The following is a 25,791-nucleotide window of genomic DNA, read 5'->3' on the forward strand; positions in this document are numbered from 1 at the left end:
AGGCTAAGTTAATTGTTTATAAAGAGATTATTTAAAAGCTTATAAGTGTCATTTAGTTTATTCATGAGGTCATTAGGTAGACTTAACATTTCATTTTCGGTGCATCCATTATAAAATTTATTTTTAGAGCCTATATAAGTACCACCAATGAAGTTTGAAGAATAATGGAAATTACCTCTAATGGTATCTATAATGCTTAGTGCACCTGAAGATAATGCAGGAGCTATATAGGGTTTAAAGCCAGAATTACGTACATCTAGGTTTGCATTTTTAGTTTTTTCAGTAAGAAAATTAGAAGCAACTTCATTATAATTATCAATACTGTTAGCAATTATTAGACCTTCACCATGAGGTCCAAAGGCTCTTCCTTCAGTAATATAATTTTTAGTGTCTTCTCTCTCAGTGCTATAATATACGGCTCTAGCATTCATAACACCTAATCCATAACCTCGAATTTGTTCAGGGCATAATCCTTTAAAATCTAATAGTCCAGATTCATTTTTATTACTATCTAAAAACAATGATTTACATAATAAATCTACAGGATCTGAAACTACGGCAAACACACCCTTAAAATTAGCAACTCTAGCCATTTCACCATAGGTTTTGAGAATTTTTCTATTACCTTCAAACTGTACTAGACGTACGTCACAATGTTCACTGCCGATGGGTGGTATTCCCACAGAAACACAGAATACAAACATATCACAATGGAATAGAGATTCCTCACTAAGTGGGATTATTTTAATGGATTGTTCTCTACCATCACAGGATAGTATTTGGGATAATTCGAATTTAAGTCTATCAATTTTTTTAGGGTCTTTGTCGTAGATACCTAAAGAAGATATGCTATTGTCGCCAAGTAATTTTAGTCCCGTAAGGAGGGTAGCGCCTACATCCCCAAGTCCAACTACATTTATCCTCCAATTTTTAGGTTCGGAATAAGATATAACATCTAGAAAATTAGGATAATTAGTATTAAGTGAAATAACTCTTTTATCATGTATAGCTATTTTAAGCCAATGTGGAACTTTAGAATCATATATTTCAGTAGATTTTAATAGATTTAAATGTTCATGTTCTAAAAAAAGAAGGGATTCATGGGAAATAATAAATGAACACCTTGAAACTTCACAATCCATTTTTGTTAAAACATAAATTTTACCCATATAATTTTTGCAAAATTCTTCATTAGAAGGGAGAAACATATCCCCTTCTAATTTGGTTTTGCTTAAAATCAATGCATTTTTTACGATATAGTAAAACATAGGATACCTTCTTTCTTTATAATATATTTTCTAGTCTTGTTAATAGCTCTAAGTCTTTTTCAACCAATGTTGAAGGGGCTTTGGACAAATCATATTCAATGCCTTTTCCAATATCTGGGCTGCGAGGTATTGTGATAACTTCTCCTAGGGAATGAAGTGTTAGATTTCTACCATACTGATGGTGATATTCACTTTCAAGTATTTTTAAAATTTCTATAGATGTATCCAAACATACTTTAGAAAGATTATAAATACTTTGATGAGTAGTATCATTTATAAATAGTGGGTAGGTATATGGAAGAATAGTATTTATTGATGGTATTAGGTTTCTTGTAGGGAAAGAACCCCTCCATATAGCATCGCCACCTAAAAATGGGTACATGTTATTTTCATTAAACCAGATTTTAAGCTTAGGTATAAAATATACACTAGCGACCTCTCTATTTTGCATATCCATAAGGTCTTTTCCTCGACCAGATAGAATTCCACATAGAATTTTTTGAACATCTATATTTTCTTCTTTTAGGAGCGGGTCTAAAGCTCTTATCCTATAGCCTTTATGAAGGATGTTATCAACTAAAAGAATAGGACGGTTAAAGGATTTTATCATTTTTAATTGATTCTTAAGAGACAAGTAGTATGGAGATTCACCTATAAAGAAATCCTTCATGTCACCAGAATAATATTTTTCAGTGTGTAGTGATTTAGTTACAGTATTAGGCACTACATACCTATCTAAGATGTCTCCATAAGGAACACACATGGCACTACCATATTCTTTTGGAGTTTTGATATGGGTAGAAACCTGGTTTTCATAACAAATACTTTTAATCATTCGTTCATGAAGAACCTCGCTATTAAAACAGAGAAGCAATTCATGGGGGTAAAGGTCAGATAAACTTTTTTGAAGTAATTTTCTTCTGATATTAATAACTGATTTAACCTTAGGATTGCTTCTAAAGGGTTCTTTAATTATATTTTCAATATCTAAGTTAAGAACACATGGGCTAGTCATACTAACGGTTAAAATAGGCAAAGTACTATTAGATAGACTTATGTCTATAAAACCTTGCGACATCATAGTTTCTACAAGTAGTGGACTTGTTAAGGAGCTATACTTAGGATTGAAAACTGCATACTCATAATCTTTAGATATAGCAAATGCTAAGGACTCCGTTAAGATGATCTGCTCAAGAAATTTATTTTTTTCTCTATCAGAGACATAAATTCCGTCTATAAATATCATTCTTCCAGAGGAGTTAGTCCTAATAGTTCTAGAAATCTCCTCGTTATTTACTTCAGAATACATATTATTTGCACGAACCCAATGCATAGCAGCTAAGGCTAAAATACCACCGTGTTCAGAATCTTTTATGATAACTAGTTTAGGGGCTTCTTTAGTTATTAAATTAGTTAGTACAATTTTCAAATCTGCATTAAAATCCATCATTGATAATAAGGTAGATACAGTACTACTGTTAATAGTTTCAATAAAGTTAAAGTCTAAATTACTTGCATTTAAGGATAGTTTATCAAGGGGCTCACGTTGGTAAAAACCATTTTCATGTATATATTTTGAAACTAAAGGGTCAACCAAAGTAGATATATCTCTATTTTTATCAATATAACTTCGGATTTGGCTAGAACTTATATTTGAATATTTTAAAGGTAGATTTAATATTTCAACTTTACCTTTAATAAGGGATTTACTCTCCTGAAGTTTTTTAGCATTACCTCTTTCAAATATTATATGATTAAAAGTATGAATAGAATCTTCAGAAGCAGGAAGTTTGTAGCAAGAAGAGTTTAAAAGTACATCACTTCCAGATACAAAATAAACATCAGAACCAGGGAATGAATTTTTAAGGTTTTTTAAATCTGATGGATTTGCAATATTAGTTTGTAAGGTTTCAGGATAAATATAGATATTAAATTCATCACATATAGACAAGCTGATTAATGTCTTTCTAAGCAGATTTGGAAGGGTCTTTTTAGACCAAGAAAATTCATCTACAGCGAGGTAAACCTCAAAGCCTAAATCACGAATACCTTTTGCAATATTTTTATGGCCGAGAGAAAATGGATCGAATGTACCTGGGAAAAAGGCAACTTTATCAGGTATATTCATAGAGAAATATCCATTAAAGAATGTATAGTCAGCTATAAATCTATAAATGTGATTAAGTGCAGCAGCATTGGTTAGTAGAAGTAATTGATTATTAGAATCATTAGCTATTAGGGTAAGAATTTTTTTCGCTGACAATTTAAATACATGAAGTTTTTTTTCAAGGGATAAATTTGAGTTTCCAAATATATCTTTTCCAAGGGTGATTATAGCGGCTTGTTTTACCTTATCTTTGTAATCACCTATTCCATTCAAAAGAATGGAAAGCATTTGGCTTAGTCGTGTATCATAAACTTGACTTTCTTCTTTAAATCTAGATTTATATTCACTATAATTTGATAAAGATATTCCGATAGTCTTAAGAATTAAAATTTTAACATCGTCATTAGAGGTTTTAATTTTAAATTTCAAATCATCTATAATTTCATCAATCTCACTTGGATCAAGCCACAGAATTATCTGTCCAAGGAATGGTGGAATATATTCGGTGAACTTTTGACCCTCAATTTCAAGGCCTCTCAAAAGTTCAATGGCTACTTCATTTCTTTCAGTGGCACTTAGAATTGGCATTATCTTAAGAATGGATGAACCGGCCTTATTGCGCACAGTTTCAATTTCACTTACTTTAAGTAGATTGCAAAAATGTATGCAAGTGTGGAGTGCGGTATTTGGAGTATTATTAAGAGTTATATTTAAGAGTATATGAATTTGATGTTTCTTTACAACCCAATTAGTGGCTGTTTTTAGATTGCTAAGAAAAATCTCATGAACCTTTGAATAGTCATTTATACAATGATTTTCAAAGATGGATTTTAACTCATTCATGCTAAGTAATGTAAAGATTTTTAAGTATAAAAAATTTTCTGATGGAGTTTTAATTTTTATACTAACAGATTCTAGAGATTTAATTATAAAATCTTTAATAGAGTGATCAGTTGGCAATTTTGGAATAATATCGATTAAACTATCTAAGGCAGCTAATCTTATAACTATATTTCGCTTAGTTATAAGTTTAAGAATAAATTCTACAAGAAAATTTATGTCTTCATCGTAGGATTCCAAGGAGATATACTTAGAAGTATCTAATAAATATAGCATGGTGTCAGCAGTGTTTGAAGTTTCAATAGAGTAAAATTTTAGTATAATATTTCTGTAAGATTGCATAGTTAGCTTTCTTGTATTTGAAAATACTGATTTTACCATTATTTTAGTGTTGTATCCAATCCAATTTTTATGGGTGTCAACAAGGGTACTACTAGGATAAAGCATTAGATTAAGATATTCTTCAAAAATATCATAGCTGCTGATTAAAGGCTTTTCTATTATTACATTTTTAGGCATTTCTTTGCTATAATCTTCATCAAAAATAGAGATTATCTTACCGATGAGATAAGCTGAATGCCTTCTAATATCATCTTCACCGTGGGTTAGATGATCATATAAAAACTTTAAGGTTTGAAGTTTTTGTTTTTGTGTAAAGTAGGTGCAATATTCATCTAATACTCTAATGTATTGACGTAAATTTTTCCAGTCTGTTTCACTTCTACCTTGTTCTAAAATTGTATTAAGAGAATACTCATCACGTAGTAAATACATGAGATTTATATTATGATTTATAGATGAGTATTTCATATTCATCGTTATATCATTACCATGAAGTAAAGAATAGGTTGGCAGCACAATAGGCGCTGAGGAATTAGTGGTTGAAGATGGATCAGTAGAAATATCTATACTGGTAAGATATCCTTCAAAATCCTTTAATTTTTCATAAACTCTTCTATAGCGATTTTCCTTTTTAACATCAATATTTTCTAGCTTTTCCAAAATAACATTAAAGGATTCAGCTAAAGTGAATATGCACATTTGCGAACCATTTTTAGTTAGTATATTTTTAACTCTAAAATCACAGTATATTAGTATTAATGATTCTAAAGATAAATTTTCAAGTTCTAAGTCCCAAGTTGAATGGTTTATTGCAATATTTCGAATGTAGTTTATACCACGATTTTTAAACCATTGGTCAGTATAATAATAATGAAGGTGTGGCACTCGCTTTAATTCTTCACCTTTGCAGCCATACTTACCAATATCATGACCAGTTGCAGATCCAGATACTCTACCTAGATCTAATGGAAGACCTTTAGCTTTTAATTGACGAGCCAAAAACATAGCTAAATGATGAACTCCACAAATATGATCAAGAGTATTGTACTTAAATATGGCACCATTCAATTTCATCATCTCATAAACATAATCTTTATCAAAAGATTTGGAAAATTTTAGATATTCATCTTTTCTTTCAAGACAGTTAATTTCATCATCACTAAGGGGTAAAAGAGGATATTTGCATTGCCAATTATCAGGGATATCCATTGATTTTTCTAAATCACATAATATTTTGTAGATTTTAAAGTAGACCTCACAACTTATATTGAAATTTGGATTAAGTTCAATAGTAACTGCATCTTTAAAGTTTTTATTTAAAGCATAATTATATAGATATACAAGCCAATCGTCAGGTGATGATTGACTAATTTCATTTAGAAGAGAAGCACAGAGGTTAAGAGTTCTACTTGGAGAAAAATCCTTGTCTTCTAAAATTTCTTGTAAGCTATATAGAAAGGTTGAGGAATTTATATGTTTATCAATAATTTCTTGGGAGATGTTTTGATTTTTAAGGAAATGAGAGTTTGATAGTTTACGGAAAATTTTCTTTTTTAAATCTATGTTTTGTAAAAATTCCATATAATCCTCCTAAGATTTATTCGAAAATAATATAATTTTAATTGTAATATAAGTTTAACATTTAATATTATATTATCCAAATAATTTTCAAATACATCTATTTAAATAAGTTATAATTAAATTTATTTACTTAAGTATCAAATTTTAAAATCTCAATTAAAATCCATAAAATGAAATTTACTTTGAAAATAACTTTCATTTTACTTTTCTTTTATATATAATTTATTTAAGCAGCTTGAAGGAGAAATATATGATTGAATTAATTAAGAAAACAGATATAAGATTACTCCATTTTATAAATGAGAAATTGCGATGTAAGTTTCTAGATAAAATTATGCCTTACATAACATTTTTTGGATCTGCAACCTTTTGCATGATTTTTGTTGTTATGACAGTAATATCAAAGAATAGAGAAATTAAAAATCTTGGGATTTTAGCGTCATTAGCAATTATTACATCAGGCGGAATCACTCACTTTTTGAAGAGGATAAAAAATAGAATAAGACCATATATAAAAATTCCTAATATACATACAAATAAGATAGGGGTTGATGATTATTCATTTCCATCAGGCCATACTACGGCTGCATTTTCAATAGCAATCAGTGTTGCACTATCTTTTACAGGATTAGCTATAGTTGCTATAATTTTTGCAAGTTTAGTAGGGTTTTCAAGGGTATATTTAGGAGTCCATTATCCAACAGATGTTGCAGCAGGGGTACTTGTAGGAACTATTAGCACATTGTGTATGCATTTAATTGTGTAGATAAAGAGTGAATGATAGTATAATGTTGGCAAACAAAAATCACCAGATTAAATTTAATCTGGTGATTTTTTTACAAAATTAGTTCCTCAACAACTTGTCCATCACAAGTTGGAAAGTTAAGTTCTAGGACTCTAGCTAGGGTTGGAGCTATATCTATTAAATTCATATGGGGTAAATTAACATTAGATTTAAATCCAGGGCCACATCCAATAAATAACGTATCTATATCAGGCTTATTTGGATGATATCCATGAGTTCCAATTGAAGATCCATTTGAATTTTCAATTGGAGAAACTAAAGTTTTGGTTATCTTATCGGAAAATGCAAAACCATCTAAAGCCTCAAGCATAAAAGTAGCGTTGGGATCTCCACCTAAGGCAATGATTTCACTATTTTCATATATTTTTTCAATACCATTTGAGGAATCCATCATTAAAGCTACAAGAATATTTTTTACTTTAGCTTTAAGTTTTTCATTCTGGCTATCTTTAATATATACACAAGCACTTCCATCACAAGATTTTATATATACATCCCAGTTTGTAATAGTACCTTTTTTATCAGTAGTAATAAAATTTTGATTTTTAAATAAAGTATTTAAGGTAATTGATTTATCAAAATCTTGGAAACCATGGTCACTTAAAATTACAATAGAGGTATTTTCATAAATATTTGCATCTTTTAGAGCAGAAATAATTTCACCAATTCTTTTATCGTGTCTAGTTAGAGCAGCAGTAGCTTCTTTAGAATTAGTACCATAGCCATGTCTTTGACTATCTAAATCTAAAAGGTGAAGAAGTAATAGATTTGGCTTGTAGTTAGTTATGGTTTCTACTGCAGAAGCAACTGCAAAATTATCTAATTTGGGCTCTGAAAATCCATCACGTATATATCCAAATTTTCTATCCATTTTGTATTGATATATAGGACTTCCTGTAAGCATGGAAATCATTTCTTGAGTTACATATTTGTTGTTAGAAAAAATTTCAGGCATATTGTATTTTATTGATGATTTACCACTTACAGGCCAAAATATTGATGCCACAGTGAAGTTGTTTTCTTTGGCTATATCATATAACGTTGGACTATTAACATATTTTTTGAACCAGAACCAATCTGGTTTAATTTTTTCAGGCTGTAATAATTTATTATTTACAACCCCGTGATTTTTAGGGTAATTTCCAGTGACTATAGTTGTGTGAGCAGGATAAGTTAAAGATGGATAAATAGATTTAACATTACGAGCAACGGCACCATTTTCAATGCACTTTGAAAAGTTTGGCAAGGATTTCATCAGTTCAAAATCAGTTGCTTTTAGTGCATCAAGTGAGATAATAATCATATGTTTATTTACTAAATTATTCATAGTGTATTCTCCTCAACTTTATGTTATATATAATTTATGATATACTAATTTTATTATTTAAGCTACTAAATCATATGAAAACTATGTAAAGTATATAGAGGTGTAATTATGCAAGTAAGTTATAAAGAGAAATTTATTGTAAAACTTCATGAAAGTGATTTTAAAGGTAGAGCAAAGTTATTTACCATTATGGACTACATTCAACAAGCAGTGGAAAATCATGCAAACATATTAGGTGTAGATTTTAATAGCATGATAGCTAAAGGGCTTTTCTGGGTAGTATCTAGAATAGAAGTAAATATAGAAAGGTATCCGCTGTGTGGAGAGGAAGTTACGATAGAAACCACAGTAGGTGGTAGAGAAAAAGTTTTTGCAAAGAGGAGATTTAGGATTTTAGATAAAAATGAAGAAGTAATAGGTACTGCTTTAATTTATTATTTAATATTAGATATAGAACATAGATTTCCACAAAAACCAAGTGTATGTCCAATCGATGTAGATATAAGTGGAAATGATGTAGTAGATAATAAACTTGTTAAAATTAAAATGCCAGGAACAGCTGTAGAATCAATGAATAGAAATGTTTGTTACAATGATTTAGATATAAATAATCATGTAAATAACACAAAGTATATTTCATTTGTAGAAGATTTATTTCCTATAGATTGGCATAAAGAAAATGATATTTCTTATATACAGTTAAACTATATTAAAGAAATAAAATCTAATGATAAACTAATATTAAATAAATTTATAGAAGATGAAGAATTAAAATTATATTGTGTAAATGGAGTTTCTGAAGAATCAAATCAAGAATTTTTTCAATGTAGACTAAGATTTAAAGTATAGAGTGAAGATGTAATAAAGAGCAGGCTCAAAACAGAATGTTGAGTCTGCTCTTTATTGATTACTGCAACAATATCTGTAGTAAAGTTATAATAGTTGAAAAATAATAATAAAAAATTGTAGGGTAGGGAGTACTATTAAAATTTATTGATTACATGACTAAATGAAAAGAAGATATAAATTTCACTTTAGAATATAAAAAGTTATAGAAGTTTATTATTATAAACAATTGACAACTATAGTCAGATAATTCATAATATAAATGAAATGCATAATAATGAAAATATTAGCAATTGAGGGGGAGTAAAAATTGGGTCAGGATAAGGCATTAAAGAAGGCCATAAGTAAAGAGGGATTTATATTTTTAATAGTGTTCATAGGTATTTTTGGAGGTATGGGAAGTGTAATGGGGACCATTAATATGTTTAATACATTAATGAACACTGCCTATAGTTTACTTATGAATACAGTGTTTTACATAATGGCAATTGCAGTACTTGCAGGAGCAATATCTGCATTATTATCTGAATTTGGAGTGGTTTCAATAATAAATAAGGTGTTATCTCCATTAATGAAGCCAGTTTATGATTTGCCAGGAGCTAGTACTATTGGAATTTTAGCTACTTATCTTTCAGATAATCCTGCTATATTGACTCTAGCAGATGATAAAGGGTTTAGAAGATATTTTAAAAAATATCAATTGCCAGCTTTAACTAATTTAGGGACAGCCTTCGGAATGGGATTAATTATTACTACTTATATGATGGGTCAGAAGTCACCAGTGGGAGAGAGCTTTATATTACCGGCAATAATAGGTAATGTAGGGGCTATACTTGGAAGTATCGTAAGTACTAGATTAATGCTTAGACAGACTGCGAAAATTTATGGTAAAGAAGAAATGTGTGTATTAGAAGAAGATGCAGGCTTTGACATGATGAACTATAGAGAGATTAGAGAGGGAAGTGTTCCGGAGAGAGTTATGGCAGCGATGCTTGAAGGTGGTTCTTCAGGGGTTAAAATGGGACTAGCTATAATACCAGGAGTACTTATAATATGTACTTTAGTACTTATGCTAACTAATGGTCCTTCAGCAACTGGTATATATACAGGTGCTGCATCAGAAGGGATAGCTCTTCTACCTTGGATTGGAGAAAAACTTCAATTTATACTAGTGCCGCTATTTGGATTCCAAAGCCCAGAGGCGATAGCTTTCCCAATAACGTCTTTAGGCGCAGCTGGTGCAGCTATTGGTTTAGTACCTGAAATGCTTCAAAATGGATTAATCGGTGGGAATGAAATTGCAGTATTTACAGCTATGGGAATGTGTTGGAGTGGATATTTAAGTACTCACGTGGCTATGATGGACGGGTTAAAATGTAGAGAGCTTACAGGTAAGGCTATAGTTAGTCATACATTTGGTGGGCTTGCGGCAGGTATATGTGCCCACTTCCTATATATGTTTATAACAAAATTTATTTAGGAAAAATTATTAATATAAATAGGAACTTTAAAATAAAACCTAACGTGATTGATACGTTAGGTTTTATTGATTTATATAGTTTTGTAGTATTCCGGTTCTTAAGCCTTCATCGCAAAGTGTGATTTCTTCAAAATTACAATATGCTATGAGTTGAGTAATGATTTCACATCCACCGAGGACTATATCACCACGTTTTTTCGAGAGTCCTTTGAGTTTTTTTCTTTCTTTTAAGTCTATATTTTTAATGTGATTACATAGAACTTGTATATTAGAATTTGATATTGAGGTGAATGAAGAGTTAGGGTTTAACAAACTATCAGTATTATTGTTATAAATTCTTCTAATATTTTTGAAAGTTCCTCCAATGCCGATTAAGGAAGTTCCACTAAAAGATTTGAGCCAAGGCGTAGATGAGAATAAATTGGTAAAATAAGCTGTATCATAGTCGCAAGATAAATACTTTCCGGAGGTGGTTACATTTATTTTTTCAGTAATATTAATAGCGCCTAAAGGTATACTTACATAGTTTTTAAATTTGTTGTTTTCTACAGAAATTAATTCAGTACTATTTCCGCCAGTATCCATAATAATACCCTTTTTTATATTGCAAACAGTAGTAACGCCAAGGTATGAAAGGTAGGCCTCCTCACCTTGGGAAAGTATATTAATACTGAGTCCAGTATGTTTTTTTATTAAATGTAAAATATAATCACTATTGGTAGCAGCTCTAAAGGCTTCAGTAGCTACAGCTATAATATTAGAAACGTTATTTATAATACACGACCGTAAGTATCGTTTAATAATAGTTATAGTTTCCCCAATTTTCTCCTGGCTTATATTTTTATCAAGAGACAAGGCGGCACCAAGTCTTAAATGTTCTTTATCTTTCTCTAGAATTTTAATATTATATTTATTGTCTATATTAACTATTAGTAGATGAATTGTATTTGAGCCGATATCTATTATACCAATATTATTCATAATACCTCCACCAAAAAGGTCCTTTATTATCTATACGATATAAATATTAAAATATTACATATATTCATGGATAAATTAAGACATATATTATAAAAATTTGGGTAATCTAGAACTATGTAAATATGATTATAATTTATGGGGTGCAAAAGATGAATGATAGAGTCGGGACAGAGGTTAATAGATTTTCAAAATACTTCAGCTGGCTAAGTTTCAATGAAAGAATTTTAGATGAAGCAATGAAGAAGAATAACCCATTGTTAGAGCGTGGAAAATTTTTAGCTATAGTAAGTTCTAATTTGGATGAATTTTTTGAAGTTAAAAGTGAAAGAATATTTTCCACAGAAAGAGAAAACACAGATGAAGATATTAATAAAAAGAAAAGAAAACATAAGAATGAAGGACTGATTTTAAAAAATATAGATGACAAAATTAGAAGACAGATAAAACAAGAGTATATATACTACAATAAAGATATGTTAAGATATTTTAAATATAATGGAATTCAAATATGTGGAGCTAAGCATGTTGAAGACAAGGATATTGAGTATATAAATAAATATTTTAGAAGAAATGTTTTTTCAATATTAACACCTATAGTTATAGATGGAACTAAGCCATTCCCATATCTAGAGAGTAAGTGTATAAATATAGGGGTAATAATAGAAGAAAATAATGAAGAGAGTTTATGCATTATAACTATTCCTAAAGTTTTAGATAGGATAGTTAAACTACCATCAGCGAGTGGTGGATTAAAATATATATTAATAGAAGATGTTATTAAATTAAATATTAAAAAGTTACTGCCTAACTCGAAAGTAATATCAATAGCCACATTTAGGATAACTCAAAGTTGTGATATGAACGTTATAAATAATAAGGGAGATAATATTATCGGATTAATTAATGAATCTCTTAGTAAAAGAATGGGTAATCCTATTGTTAGACTAGAGATTGAAGAAAAAGGTAAAGGAAAACTGGTAAATGTAATTAAAAATAACTTAAATTTAAAAAAAGAAAAAATATATAGAATTAATGGACCACTAGATTTAACTTTTTTGAATAATATATACAAGGTTACAGATATACAAAATGTCAAGTTTAAGCCAGAGAATGGACTAATACCTTTAAGTAATAATAAAGATATTTTTAAAGCTATATTGGAAAAGGATATATTACTTCATATTCCCTTCGATTCATTTTATACAGTTATTAGGCTCTTAAAAGTAGCTGCAAATGATCCTAAGGTGATAGCAATAAAACAAACAATATATAGGGTAAGTGAAAATTCACCTATAATAGAAGCTTTGAAGACTGCCGCAAAAAATAATAAAGAAGTAACAGTAGTGGTAGAGGTAAAAGCAAGATTTAATGAAAGTAGGAATATACAATTAGTAGATGAACTTAGAGGGGCTGGGTGCAAGGTTATATATGGAGTTTCAGGTCTTAAAACTCATTGCAAATTATTAATGATAGTGAGGAAAGAAGGGGGAGGGCTTAGGCGGTATGTAAATATGAGTACAGGTAACTATAATGAAGTTACAGCACAAGTATATACAGATTTAAGTGTTTTCACCTGTGATCCGTATTTAGTTGAAGATGTTAGCAGAATATTTAACCTAATAACAGGCGTAAATAAAAATATAGATTTATATAAAGCTTCAATATCACCCTACGGGTTTAGAAAGAAAATTATAAAGCTTATAGATGAGGAAATAAAATTTGCTAAGAATAATGGAGTGGGGAAAATTATCCTAAAAGTGAATGGACTTACAGATGATAAAATAATAAAAAAATTATATGAAGCTGGAAGAAAAGGTGTAGAGATTGAATTAATAGTTAGAGGTATGTGTACTCTAAATGAAAAATTGTGTTTAAATGAAAAGTCCAATATTAAGGTTAGAAGTATTGTAGGTAGATTTCTAGAACATAGTAGAATAATTTATTTTCATAGTGGTGGAAATGAAAAAATTTTTATATCTAGCGCAGATATGATGAAAAGAAATCTAGATAGAAGAATTGAAGTGATGTTTCCGATAGAAGATTATGAAAATAGAGAGAGGGTAAAAGAAATTTTGAAATTCTATATTGAGGATCAGGTAAATAGTAGGATTCTTCTACAAAGTGGGGTATATGAAAAATGTAATGGACTAGAGAATACTAATGCGTATAATAGATTTATTATGGAAAGTGAGAGAAAGAAGGGGCAACCTAAAGAGGTTGAAGATAGGCAGATATAAAGATTTTTGCTATTTTATATTTTGAAAATAGTTAGAAATAATGAATTGATTAAAAAAGAATCGAGAATGATGATACTTTTTAATTTAGCTTACGTATTATAAATTGTGATTACTAAAAAATTAACGCAACAAAAGGAGATGGAGGAACAATTATGAAAAAGATAGCTAGTATTATACTAAGTGGAATCATGATTTTAGGATTAGTGGGGTGCTCTTCTGCCGGTAGCAGTGATAAAGGAGAAAAAGATAAAAACATACCAACTGCAAGCATAGTTACTAGTATAAAAGAAGGCATAGAAATGAGACCAACTGGTCCAGTAGAGGGTGAACTTGCAAAAACTCAATATCACTTAAATCTTGATGATGTAGAAGAGTATTCTATTGAAAATGGAATGATGAATTCAGGATTAGAAGCAATAGCAGTGGTAAAAGCTAAGGCTGGAAAAGTGGACTCAGTTAAAGCATCACTAGAGAAAGTTAAAGAAGATAAAAAAGCTGCAGCATTTTATCCAGGAGAGCCAGAAGCTGTTGAAGCAGCAAAAATTGAAGTGATTGGAAATTATGTTGCATTAATAATAATTCCAGACTATGAAGAAGGACAAAAAAACACAGAAAAAGCAGTTGAAATTTTAAAAGAAGCTTTAAAATAATAAAGTATAAAAGGCCTTGAGAATGTAGTTAGCTACATTTTTAAGGCTATTTTAATAATGTTAAATTAAGAGGAGTTATTATGGTTTTTAGCAGTATCTTATTTATATTTAGGTTTTTACCTATAGCATTGGGGATATATTTTTTAACCCCTAAAAAGTATAAAAACTTAGTGATTTTAATACTAAGTTTAATTTTTTACTCATGGGGGGAAGGTAAATATTTTCTCATTATGATTGCATCTATTATAATAGATTATTCAGCGGGGAGAGGAATAGAAAAGTATGGGGAAAATAAAAAGGCAAGAGTAGGATTTTTGTTGATGTCTATATTTGGAAACCTAGGAATACTATTTTTCTTTAAATACTTTAATTTTTTTATAGGAAACATAAATCAGTTATTCAACCTAGCATTAAACCCTATAAATTTAACGCTTCCATTAGGGGTAAGTTTTTATACATTTCAAACTATGTCTTATAGTATAGATGTGTATAGAGGTAAAGTTAAAGCAGAAAGAAATATAATTGACTTTGGAGCCTTTGTATGTTTATTTCCGCAGCTAATCGCAGGTCCTATAGTAACATATATGGATATTAGCAAGGAAATTAAAGACCGTGAAATAGATAGAGATCAAATTGAGGATGGTATAGGATTATTTATATTAGGGATTGGGATGAAGGTGCTAATTGCGAATAACATAGGAATGCTTTGGAGCGAAGTAGAAGCTTTAGGCTTTGTAAATATTTCTACGCCTTTAGCTTGGCTAGGAATTTTAGCCTTTGGATTCCAGATATATTTTGATTTTAATGGATATTCATTAATGGCTATAGGACTTGGTAAAATTTTAGGATTTAAATTCCCAAGGAATTTCAATTATCCTTATATATCAAGGAGCATAACTGAATTTTGGAGAAGATGGCATATTACATTAGGTTCTTGGTTTAGGGAGTATGTATATATACCATTAGGTGGAAATCGGGGAAGCAAACTGAGGGTTGTTTTCAATCTATTTTTAGTATGGTTTTTAACAGGATTTTGGCATGGAGCAAACTATAATTTTATTTTATGGGGAATTTTATTCTTTGTTCTTATATCCGTTGAAAAGTTAGGATTACTAAAAATTTTAGAAAAGCAAAAAATACTATCTCACTTATATGTAATCTTCTTTTTACTTATAGGATGGGCACTTTTTGCAGTAACAGATTTAAGCCAACTAAAGTTACTTTTTGTAAAGTTATTTAGTCTAAGTAGTGGCATAGGGTGGATATATTATATTAGAAATTATGGGATTACTTTAATTATTGCGGTATTATTCTCAACACCATTAATAGAAAATCTATATAAAAGGGTAGTGAAGAGTAAAATTGTTAATACCTTAATAATTTTAATTATTTTCTTTATATCTGTAGCATATCTAGTGGATGCAACATATAATCCATTTTTATATTTTAGGTTTTAGGAGGGGGAAAAATGAAAAAGAATCCCTTATTATATAGTTTTATAATTATAATGATTATGTTAACTATTACTGACATGATTATTTCAAATAGAAAATTCTCAGAGCTTGAGAATAGAAACTTGAAGGGGAAGGTAAAGTTTACACTAGAAGGTTTTTTTGATGGGACCTTCTCTAAGAGTTATGAAGAGTATATTAATGATCAATTTGTTTTTAGAGATCAATGGATTAATTTGAAATCTAGAGGTGAATATGTCCTTGGCAAGGTAGAAAATAATAATGTAGTCTATGGAAAAGATAATTACTTATTTGAAAAGCTTACTTCCTTTGATGAAGAAAGAAGAATTGGAAATATGGAATCAGTGAATAAGTTTATTAATAATTTAGATGAAAAAGTTTCATTTATGATAATTCCAAACTCCTATGAGGTCTACAGGGATAAGTTACCCATAGGTGCACCTCTAATTAATCAAGAGGTCGAGATTAATAAAATTTACAATGGAAGTAAGGGTAGCAATAATATTGATTTATTGAAAGTGATGAACTCAAATAGGGAAGAATACATCTATTATAAGACAGACCATCACTGGACAACATATGGGGCCTATTTAGGATACAGGGAGTTTATTGAAAGTATTGGAGAAAAGCCAGTAAAGCTTGAAGACTTAGAAGAAGTTACTGTAGAGAATTTTTATGGAACTTATTTCTCAAAGGCTAAGCCCTTTAATGCAGTTTCAGATGTATTAACTTACTATAATTTTAAAAGTATTGAAATGGATATACAGGGTGAAGGTTACAATGAGTTATATGACTATTCTTATTTGAACACTAGGGATAAATATTCTATGTTTCTAAGAGGAAATAATGCAATAACAGTTATAAAAAACAAGGACTTGCAAAATGGAAAAAAATTATTAGTATTTAAGGATTCCTTTGGAAACTCAATGATTCCATTTTTAACACAAAATTTTGAAGAAATTCATGTGGTGGACTTAAGGTCATTTATGTTAAATGTAACTGATTATGTGAAAGAAAATAATTTTGAAAATATTTTAATTGCATATAATTTAACCAATTTTCTTAGGGATACAAATGTTATAAAACTAAAGTTTTGACGAAAAAATAAAAATTAAATATTAATTTTAATATTTGCACAAAACAAATCAATACTTATATGTAAAAAATTGCTTGAAATGAATTTTTACTAGTTTATAATAGTATATATTGATGTTAGTAATTGTAAGGGAAAATTATATAGAGATAAAATTTAATATAGGTGGGATTTGTATGAATAAGATAAAGGTTATGTGTTTAGGAACATTTCACTTTGCAATGGAGGAGAGCGCTAGTATTATTAAAATTCAAAATGAAAATCGTAACAAAGAATTATTAGAAATTATAAAGAAAATATCTAAGTTTAGACCTAATAAATTATGTGTTGAACTAAGGCCAAGTGAAGAAATAAATTACAATAAGCTTTTTAAATGTTTTTTAAATGAATCAGATTTAGATTTAGATAAAGAATTATCAGAAATAAGTATAAAAGCTTCAGATTATAATATTACAAATTCAATAGATGAACGTATAAAATTCGCTTTTGAAATAGCTAAACATAATGAAATAGATAATATAAATTGTATTGATTATTATGAAGGTTGGACACAAGCACTTGTATTTGAGAAAGCTAAAGAGGATAAGGGTACATATGAAAAACTTAATGAGTCATTTACGGAATTTTCAAATGCATATTATAATATGTTTACCGAAGAAGCCAAGATAGAGGAAATATATAAATTTTTAAATAAAAAGGAAACTAACGAGTTACAACATGTAACTTCATTTTTACCTTTTAATGATGTTGGAATAGGAGAAGATTCAGTAGGGGTCAATTTTGTTGCTTCATGGTATAAACGAAATCTACACATTTTTTCTAACCTAAAAAACATTGCAGACGATGAGGATCGCATATTGGTATTATACGGAGCTGGTCATTTGAAAATTTTAAGAGATTTTATTAATGATTCTAATGACTTGGAATGGGTGGGAGCTTTGGAGTATTTAGAGTGATTGTTAATAGTTTTATTTTATAAAATATTATTAGTTGGTTCATTCTAAATAAATTTAAAATGAACAGGGTTGTATAAACAGCCCCTTTTTACAGTATGGAAGTTTCTATTAAGAGCAGGTCACTAGGTATATCACCTAGGATCTCAAATGTTTCATTAGAAATGTGCAAATTATCACAGCCCGTTAAAGTTATATTGTTTTTAGAATTAATAGTAGTATTAAATATACTTTGACCATATCCTTGAAATAGAAAACATTGTCTATTTAATCCAATAGTAAATTCTACTCTAGCATTTGATGATAAGGAGAGCGAATATATATTTACATCATAAAAGGATTTAATAGGAGCAAGTCCATTGATTGAACTTATACGGTAATGCCATTGATTTATTGGAGTATTATTAATTTCTGAATATGACATCGCCGGGTTACAGCTATTTTTAACATTAGTTGATAAATTACTTATATTACTGATAGCAGTAGTAAGATTAATTTCAACTATATCCAAGAAATCTATACCATTATTAAATATGTCATAACTAATTCCATTCCCAGAATAGATATGAATAATATTACCTGTGTAATATATTTTGTTATTACCAAGGCTATCACTATAAGTCAATTCACCATTGATTACATATATAATAATTTCTTCGTTAATTTTGAAATTATTGTGGGTTCCACTTCTAGGTACTAAGGTAATATTTTTAATTAACTTTACGCAGCTACTATAGTTAGAATTATATTTAGCTAGATTATAAGTAGTTTTCATAAAAGATAAATCTTCTTGTAATTCATCTTGAATAATTTTTTTGTTAATCAAAAAAACACCTCCTATATTTAAGTTATATTCAAAGCTTAGCGTGATTAGATAAAAATTAATATTGAGATTGAGGACAAAATATAAGTAAGGTTGAATAAACTAATTAAATTAGTAATAAAATAAATAGTGTTATGAAAAGTAGCAATGTATTATTAGTATCTACAATTTTCAAGAATAAATAGTAGGTATATTTTTCAGTTTTTATTATATAACTAGATAAATTGTAATGGATAATAATTTAAAAGAAAATAACATTATGTAGAATTTATTTTGAAAAATGTGTTAATATAATAATAGTAAAGTATACTAACACATTTTAGGGGGAATAAATAGTGATAAAATTTTTGAAAGAGTGGGCTGCACCAGTTATAATAGCGCTGGTTTTAGCTTTGTTAATAAATAAATTTATATTTTTCAATGTAGATGTTCCTACAAAGTCTATGTATCCTACAATTAAACCAGGTGACAAGATATTTTCCTTAAGAAAGTATAAGCAATCATCTATTGAAAGAGGAGATATACTTATATTTAAATCAGAAGAGCTTGGAAAGGATTTAATAAAGAGAGTTGTAGGACTACCAGGTGAAAGTGTTGAAATTCAAGCTGACGGAAGTGTTTATATAGATGGAAAGTATCTAGAAGAGAAATATGTAAGTAGTAAAAGTGATATAAAAGGAAGTTTCAACATACCTGAAGATTGTTATTTATTTTTAGGGGATAATAGAGATGATTCTGTGGATGCTAGAATGTGGAAAAATCCATATATATCCTTCGACGATATAATGGGAGAAGCTGAAATTACTATATTTCCATTTAGCAGATTTGGAAAATTAGAATAAAAAAGAAATTACTGTGTCTAGATAGCTAATAAAATAATTATGAGCTATCTAGATGTTTTTTTGAAATAAAAAGATTTAAATAATTAGTCACCATAAGGGATAATATAATTAAAATGATAAATCTGAAAAATATTATATTACACCTTAATGGATAGCTTGACTCCTTTTATCTTTGGTGTATAATTATTAATTAGACTATATAGGATTTTTGTGGTAGTTTTAAGGAGTTACATAGGGTTTTCTTTTTAAGAAATCAATTGTTTTGGAATAAAACAGGAAGAGTCTTAGTAGTATTTAAAATAATAAATTTATAGTAGTAGAGGTATGAAGATGATTATTGAGGATATTAAAGTTGGTAGAATTACAGTTCCTTTAAAGAAGCCGTTTATAACAAAGAATGGTGTATACAATTATTCAAATGAAGTGGTTGTAAAAATATTTACAGACACAGGGATTGTAGGTATTGGAAGTGCATCACCGGCTCCAAGAGTTACCGGGGAAACAGAAAGTTCAATAGTTGGAGCTATTAAACATATTTCAAATTTCATTAAAGGCATGGACCTTACCTGCCTTCAATGCATATTTAAAGTTATGGACGAATGTATTAAAGAAAATAACAGTGCAAAGGCAGCTATTGAAATAGCAATATATGACCTTTGGAGTAAGGGCGTAAATATGCCATTATACAAGCTTTTAGGTGGATTTAATTCAACTATACTAACAGATATAACTATTCAAGATGATGATAAAATGGAAAATATGGTGAATGATGCCTATGAAGCTATTAGAGATGGATATACTAATATTAAGATAAAACTTGGTAATAATGTAGATACAGATTTCGAAAAAGTTAAATTTATGAGGCGAGCTATTCGCAAAGGTATTAAGGTAAGAGTTGACGGAAATCAAGGGTGGACTCCTAAGGAAGCAATAAAAATAATTAAGAAAATAGAAGAGTTAGATCTTGATATTGAATTTATAGAGCAACCAGTTAAAGCTTGGGATATTGAAGGCTTAAAGTTCATAAAGGACAATGTAGATACTATGATTTTAGCAGATGAATCTATAATTGGTTCACCAGAGGCATTTAAGGTAATTCAAAACAGAGCATGTGATTTGATCAATATAAAACTTATGAAAAGTGGCGGTATAGAAAATGCTATAAAGATATATAATATGGCAGACACAATGGGTATTAAATGCATGGTTGGATGTATGTTAGAAAGTAAGATAGGTATTACAGCGGCAGCTAGTTTTGCTGCATCTAGAAGTAATATGATAATATCTGATTTAGATACAATGATATACTTTGCGGAGGACCCTATTGTTGGAGGTGCAACCTTTGAAGGAAATAAAATTATACTGTCCGAAGAACCTGGACTTGGAATAACAGATATAAGAGGTTGGGAAGAAATATATTAAGCTAGTCATTTTAAAAAAATATCTAATAAAGGAAGTGGGTTTATGTCTAATAACCTTAAAGAAGAATTGGAAAAGCAGCTTGAATTTGCAGTAGAAGAAGAAAGATTAAAAAGCATTATTGAAACTATTAACGAAGAGATTCTTAAATGCATTGATAAAAGAAAAGATATAACCAATGCCATATTAGATTACAGAAAGAATATTTTAGAAGAATTTAAAGATGATGATGATAAAATAATTGAGTATTTTGATCATGAGAACTACGTAAAAGAGGAAAGCTTTAAAAGTACGGATAAAAAATTAAGGGAGTTAACAGTATTGAAGTCATCTCCTTATTTCGGAAAAGTTACATTTAGAGAAGAAGATTTTGGTATAGAAGATATTTATATAGGAAGATTTGGAGTTACCTTAGAGGAGACTTTTGAACCTTTAATTGTAGATTGGAGGGCGCCAATATCAGGTCTATTTTATAATAGTACAGGAGATGAAGGTCAGTATACTTCGCCGGTTGGAGAAGTCAAGGCATCTATCCTTGGAAGGGTTCAATATATAATTAAAAAAGGCAAGTTAGAAGGGGTTTTTAATTCAAAGATTGATATTAAGGATGATATACTTCAGATGGTTCTTAGTAAAAATGCCTCAGATAAACTTAAAGATATAGTTATGACTATTCAAGCAGAGCAAGATAATATAATAAGACAAGATAAGAATAAAATCATAGTAGTAGATGGAGTAGCAGGAAGTGGTAAAACTACAATTGCACTGCATAGAGTTGCTTATCTTATCTATAATTATAGAAAACTATTAGAGGATAAAGTTTTAATACTTGGACCAAACAGAATATTTATCGACTATATTTCTAATGTTCTTCCAACGTTGGGAGAAACGGGAATATTTCAAACTACATTTTTAGATTTAGCATTTGAACTTGTAGACATTGATGATGTGATAGATATTAAAGAAGTTATGGAAAGAATTCTTAGTAATGATAGTGAGTTTGAATCAAAGATTATTTATAAGAGATCTATTGAATTTAAAAATGATTTAGATAATTTAGTTAGAAAAATAGAGAAAGAAAGTTATAGTTGCACTGATTTAATTTTTAGTGATAAAGTTATAGTAAGTAAGGAAATTATAAAGAAGATGTTTGCAGAAGATTTAATATCACTGCCATTGTTTAGAAGAAGCAGAAAAATAAAAAGAATTTTGTTTGCTAGAATAAATGATGCGAGGGATGAAGCATTTAGAAGCATTGAGAAAGATTATAAAGAAGAAAAAGAATCCTATGATCCAGATGAAGTAATATTCCATATTAATGACATAGACTTCAAGAGAAAGTTGAAAATTAGAGAGTTAATAAAGCAGGTAATAGAAGTTAGAGCAACACTAAATTACTTAGATGAAAAAAATATAGAGTCAATTTATGAAGAATTTAATGGAAGTAAAGATTACACTGAAGAAGATTTAGTTGGAATTTTATACCTTAAGATTAAACTTCAAGGATTAAAGCTAGATAAAGAGATAAAGCATCTAGTAATTGATGAAGCTCAAGACTATTCACCACTGCAATTTATGGTGTTAAAGGAATTGATTAATACTAAATCTATGACAATAGTAGGCGATAGTAATCAACAACTAATATCAAATGGTGGAAGGTCGTCTTTAAGTTCTCTTGAAGAAATATTCAGTGGAGACTTAGTTGAAGTGTTTAAATTAAATAAAAGCTATCGTTCAACTAAAGAGATTATGGAATATAGTAACAAATACATTAATGATGTATCTATAGTTCCAATGGTTAGAACAGGTTCGTCAGTTGGAGAAATGAAATCAACAAGTGATATAGAACTTTTAGAGAAAATAGTTGAAGTAGTAAATTGTTTAAAAGAAAAAGAACTTAATAATATAGCAATTATAACAAAAAACCTGGCTTCCTCAAGGGAAGTATGGGAACTTATAAATTCAAAGATTTCTTCGAAGCTTATTGAAAAGGAAAACCTTCATATAGCTGAAGGGGTTATGGTAATGCCTAGTTATTATGCGAAGGGTCTTGAGTTTGATGGTGCCATAGTAATTGAAGAATCAATGGAAGATAATTATAAGGATAACTTAATGTATATTATGTGTACTAGAGCCCTTCATAATCTTTCTGTGATTAAACGAAGATAGTATAATATCCATAATTTTATAAGATTATGATTTGGGTGAAATTAAAAAGCTCAGTGAAGCATTATGCTGTCACTGAGCTTTTTAGTACTTAGGATTATTTGTTCAAATAATCTATTTCATAACCATTTATTTTAGTTATAACTTCTTCAAAAATAACATCGGCTTTTGTGAAGTCCATATTAGGAACGTAGAAACATTCTAATTCATCATGAAGATGTTTAGCTTCAGTTATACAGTCAAGACCCTTTTGAAGTAGGGTGTAGAATATAGAGGTAACATCATCTATTGAAGTTTTTTTAGAACTAATATAATTCTGATCAAGTAAGCTATTCATATTGTATTGTGTACCTTCAAAACTAAATTTATTTATCTCATTTGAAGTTACTATGGCAATGTTTAAATCAGGAATTATTAGATGTTCTATTTTTTCAGGTGTTAGTGGTGTGTGTAAAATTTCAACATTAATACCTCTGCGGATAGACTCATCTGCAAGGTACTGAAGTAAACGAGTTTTACCAGTACCAGGCTCACCGTTAAGCACATATATATTAGGTATATCTTTAATAATGTTATTTATATAAGTAACAATTCCTGTTGGGGTAAAGGCTGTAGCAAATAAATGACGTTGTTCCCCAAGTCCTTTAAAGGTGTCAGGTAAAATTTCATTTTTAAGGGTTTCCTTTAGCGTATTAAGTTCATTTAGGTTAAGGGCATTATTATTAAATGTGTACCAATCATCATATATAGATTTAGCAGCAGCCAAGAATCTATAAGCTCTTCTAAAGGAATCACCAATATCGTTGTTTACAGCTAGAACCTGAGACTTTACAGTTTTGAAATTTTCCTCTTTTAAGCATATACCCATATTTACTATGTCATCTACAGCGCCAGGATTAACAGGGTCTATCATGTGTGGTGCGGTACCATCAACCATAGCCACATTTAATTCTTTAATTAAAATTCCGTCTAGAGAGTTAACGTCTGAGGAACAATGATGAAATTCTACATCATACCCTTTATCAAGATAATATTTACCAACCTTTTTCATGATACAAGATTTTCCTGTACCAGGGCCACCTTTTAGACAAATGATTCTTCTAGCATCCTGCTGTGAAATAATATAATTAAAGTGAGAATAAAATCCCTTTCCTGTATTGCCGCCTAGAAAGTAATGAGTAGATTTTTTGCTCATAATTAATACCTCCAATAAATTTCCTACTATATTATACTATACGAAAGAGTAAAAAATGTTACTAGATAATATAACTTAATTAAAGGCTGAATCTACAGTGATAATAGCATTATGATTTGGAGAAAATTTCTTCAATTCTTTATTTATTAAGCTTTGAAGTTGCATCTCAGAATTTTTAGTTATTTTAAAATCATGGGTTACTACAACATCAAAAATAAGGTTTTTATAATCACCTTCTCCTACAACTCTAAAATCGTGGAAGGATTCTATATTAGGCATAATTTTAAGAATTTCTTCAACTTCTTTTTTAGCATTAAGAATTTCTTCATCATTAGTTGTTACAGGGTCCATGTGAATAAGTAGATAAATACCCAGTTTTGATGAAATTTCCTTTTCGGCCCTATCAATGACTTCATGAGCTGCAACGACAGATATATCTAGTGGTATTTCAGCATGAATAGATGCAATTATTCTTCCAGGACCGTAGTTGTGAACTAATAAATCGTGAGTACCATCTATATACTCATAGGAAAGCAAAAGGTTATGGATTTCGGATACTAGCTCTTCATCTGGTACCATACCAAGGAGTGGGTCTAAGGTATCCTTTATTAGATTGTATCCTGCATAAAGAATTACTAAGGATACGACAACACCTATGTATCCATCAATAGGCAAATCTGTGAATTTTGACACAAAAAGGGCGATAACTACCGTTGAGGATGAAACTACATCACTTAGTGAGTCAACTGAAGACGCTTTAAGTGCAGAAGAATTTATTTTAGTTCCAACGGTTTTATAAAACCTACTAAGCCATACTTTAAATAGAATAGATACAAGTAGTAGTAGAAATGGAATTAAAGCAAATTCCACAGGCAGAGGGTTTTTAATTCTATCTATGGAGCTTTTAATAAATTCAACACCAACAATCAGGACAAGGAAAGCAACGATAAGACCAGAGATGTACTCAATTCTGCCGTGTCCGAAGGGATGTTCCTTATCCGCAGGCTTACTTGAAAGTTTAAAACCAAAAATTGTTACAAAGGAAGCACCTACATCTGAAAGGTTATTAAAAGCATCTGCAATGACTGCAATACTATTTACTAGAAGTCCTGCGGAGAGTTTTACTACAAATAAAATAAGATTTATTACAATGCCAACAATACCACCAAGGTAGCCATAGCCCTCTCTTACACTTTTATTTTTAACTTCTTTATTGTTTTTTACGAATTTTTCGATAAGAAATTCTGAAATCAATTATTACACCTTCAATCTAAATATTTTTTATTATAACTATAGTATATCATTTTATATAGTGTGAGTTAATGAAAGAAATAAAATTCGTAGGAAATATTAAGAAAGTTTGG

The 25,791-nt window shown here is 29.4% G+C and carries 18 protein-coding genes; 11 read left to right on the forward strand and 7 right to left on the reverse strand.

What is annotated here, in order from left to right; genetic code table 11:
• Positions 1-8: 8 nt before the first annotated feature.
• Together RSA29_RS08105 and RSA29_RS08110 are read right to left on the reverse strand one after the other, a co-directional pair.
• Positions 9-1,268, reverse strand: coding sequence for a lactate dehydrogenase (locus RSA29_RS08105; RefSeq protein WP_346932244.1), 1,260 nt, complete (start codon positions 1,266-1,268; stop codon positions 9-11).
• Positions 1,269-1,284: 16 nt separating this feature from the next.
• A complete protein-coding gene (locus RSA29_RS08110) occupies positions 1,285-6,138 on the reverse strand; it encodes a cytidyltransferase (protein WP_346943656.1) in 4,854 nt (1,617 codons plus the stop codon).
• Positions 6,139-6,388: 250 nt separating this feature from the next.
• Between RSA29_RS08110 and RSA29_RS08115 the strand changes: the two genes are divergently transcribed.
• Positions 6,389-6,904, forward strand: coding sequence for a phosphatase PAP2 family protein (locus tag RSA29_RS08115; protein ID WP_346943657.1), 516 nt, complete (start codon positions 6,389-6,391; stop codon positions 6,902-6,904).
• Between the two features lie 70 nt (positions 6,905-6,974).
• Here the strand turns inward: RSA29_RS08115 and RSA29_RS08120 are convergent, their stop codons facing one another.
• On the reverse strand, positions 6,975-8,270 hold the full coding sequence (locus RSA29_RS08120; RefSeq protein WP_346943658.1) for an ectonucleotide pyrophosphatase/phosphodiesterase: 1,296 nt from the start codon (positions 8,268-8,270) through the stop codon (positions 6,975-6,977).
• 108 nt (positions 8,271-8,378) lie between these two features.
• Here RSA29_RS08120 and RSA29_RS08125 point away from each other — a divergent pair, with 108 nt between their 5' ends.
• Together RSA29_RS08125 and RSA29_RS08130 are read left to right on the forward strand one after the other, a co-directional pair.
• Entirely contained in the window at positions 8,379-9,119 is a 741-nt protein-coding gene (locus tag RSA29_RS08125) for an acyl-ACP thioesterase domain-containing protein (RefSeq protein ID WP_346943659.1), read from the forward strand.
• A gap of 307 nt (positions 9,120-9,426) precedes the next feature.
• Entirely contained in the window at positions 9,427-10,596 is a 1,170-nt protein-coding gene (locus tag RSA29_RS08130) for a hypothetical protein (protein ID WP_346943660.1), read from the forward strand.
• Positions 10,597-10,659: 63 nt separating this feature from the next.
• Here RSA29_RS08130 and RSA29_RS08135 read toward each other — a convergent pair whose 3' ends face one another.
• Positions 10,660-11,577, reverse strand: a complete 918-nt coding sequence (locus tag RSA29_RS08135) for a hypothetical protein (RefSeq protein ID WP_346943661.1) — start codon at positions 11,575-11,577, stop codon at positions 10,660-10,662.
• Positions 11,578-11,726: 149 nt separating this feature from the next.
• Between RSA29_RS08135 and ppk1 the strand changes: the two genes are divergently transcribed.
• The 5 genes from ppk1 (at position 11,727) to RSA29_RS08160 (ending at position 17,985) form a co-directional block, all read left to right on the forward strand.
• A complete protein-coding gene (gene ppk1 / locus RSA29_RS08140) occupies positions 11,727-13,814 on the forward strand; it encodes a polyphosphate kinase 1 (protein WP_346943662.1) in 2,088 nt (695 codons plus the stop codon).
• Between the two features lie 152 nt (positions 13,815-13,966).
• On the forward strand, positions 13,967-14,464 hold the full coding sequence (locus RSA29_RS08145; protein WP_346943663.1) for a DUF4358 domain-containing protein: 498 nt from the start codon (positions 13,967-13,969) through the stop codon (positions 14,462-14,464).
• Between the two features lie 80 nt (positions 14,465-14,544).
• Positions 14,545-15,921 (forward strand): MBOAT family O-acyltransferase, encoded by a 1,377-nt coding sequence (locus RSA29_RS08150; protein WP_346943664.1) that lies wholly within the window; start codon positions 14,545-14,547, stop codon positions 15,919-15,921.
• An 11-nt stretch (positions 15,922-15,932) separates the two neighbouring features.
• Complete coding sequence (locus RSA29_RS08155) at positions 15,933-17,033, forward strand: DHHW family protein (RefSeq protein ID WP_346943665.1); 1,101 nt, start codon at positions 15,933-15,935, stop codon at positions 17,031-17,033.
• A gap of 172 nt (positions 17,034-17,205) precedes the next feature.
• Complete coding sequence (locus RSA29_RS08160; RefSeq protein WP_346943666.1) at positions 17,206-17,985, forward strand: DUF5694 domain-containing protein; 780 nt, start codon at positions 17,206-17,208, stop codon at positions 17,983-17,985.
• A gap of 88 nt (positions 17,986-18,073) precedes the next feature.
• Here the strand turns inward: RSA29_RS08160 and RSA29_RS08165 are convergent, their stop codons facing one another.
• Positions 18,074-18,808 carry a pirin family protein gene (locus RSA29_RS08165; protein WP_346943667.1) on the reverse strand — a complete coding sequence of 245 codons (735 nt, stop codon included), beginning with the start codon at positions 18,806-18,808 and terminating at the stop codon, positions 18,074-18,076.
• A gap of 332 nt (positions 18,809-19,140) precedes the next feature.
• Between RSA29_RS08165 and lepB the strand changes: the two genes are divergently transcribed.
• From lepB to RSA29_RS08180, 3 genes are all read left to right on the forward strand, one after another.
• Positions 19,141-19,647, forward strand: a complete 507-nt coding sequence (gene lepB / locus RSA29_RS08170; RefSeq protein WP_346933639.1) for a signal peptidase I — start codon at positions 19,141-19,143, stop codon at positions 19,645-19,647.
• Between the two features lie 324 nt (positions 19,648-19,971).
• Entirely contained in the window at positions 19,972-21,069 is a 1,098-nt protein-coding gene (locus RSA29_RS08175; protein ID WP_346933640.1) for a dipeptide epimerase, read from the forward strand.
• Positions 21,070-21,111: 42 nt separating this feature from the next.
• Complete coding sequence (locus tag RSA29_RS08180) at positions 21,112-23,235, forward strand: AAA family ATPase (RefSeq protein ID WP_346943668.1); 2,124 nt, start codon at positions 21,112-21,114, stop codon at positions 23,233-23,235.
• A gap of 94 nt (positions 23,236-23,329) precedes the next feature.
• On the opposite strand, the gene RSA29_RS08185 is transcribed toward RSA29_RS08180, so the two are convergent.
• Together RSA29_RS08185 and RSA29_RS08190 are read right to left on the reverse strand one after the other, a co-directional pair.
• The gene (locus RSA29_RS08185) at positions 23,330-24,427 is read right to left on the reverse strand and encodes a PRK06851 family protein (protein ID WP_346943669.1); all 1,098 of its coding nucleotides are present in this window, start codon (positions 24,425-24,427) and stop codon (positions 23,330-23,332) included.
• Between the two features lie 75 nt (positions 24,428-24,502).
• On the reverse strand, positions 24,503-25,681 hold the full coding sequence (locus tag RSA29_RS08190; protein ID WP_346943670.1) for a cation diffusion facilitator family transporter: 1,179 nt from the start codon (positions 25,679-25,681) through the stop codon (positions 24,503-24,505).
• Between the last annotated feature and the right edge of the window lie 110 nt (positions 25,682-25,791).

The sequence above is a fragment of the Clostridium sp. genome (genome assembly GCF_036660475.1).
GTDB lineage: Bacteria > Bacillota > Clostridia > Clostridiales > Clostridiaceae > Clostridium_J.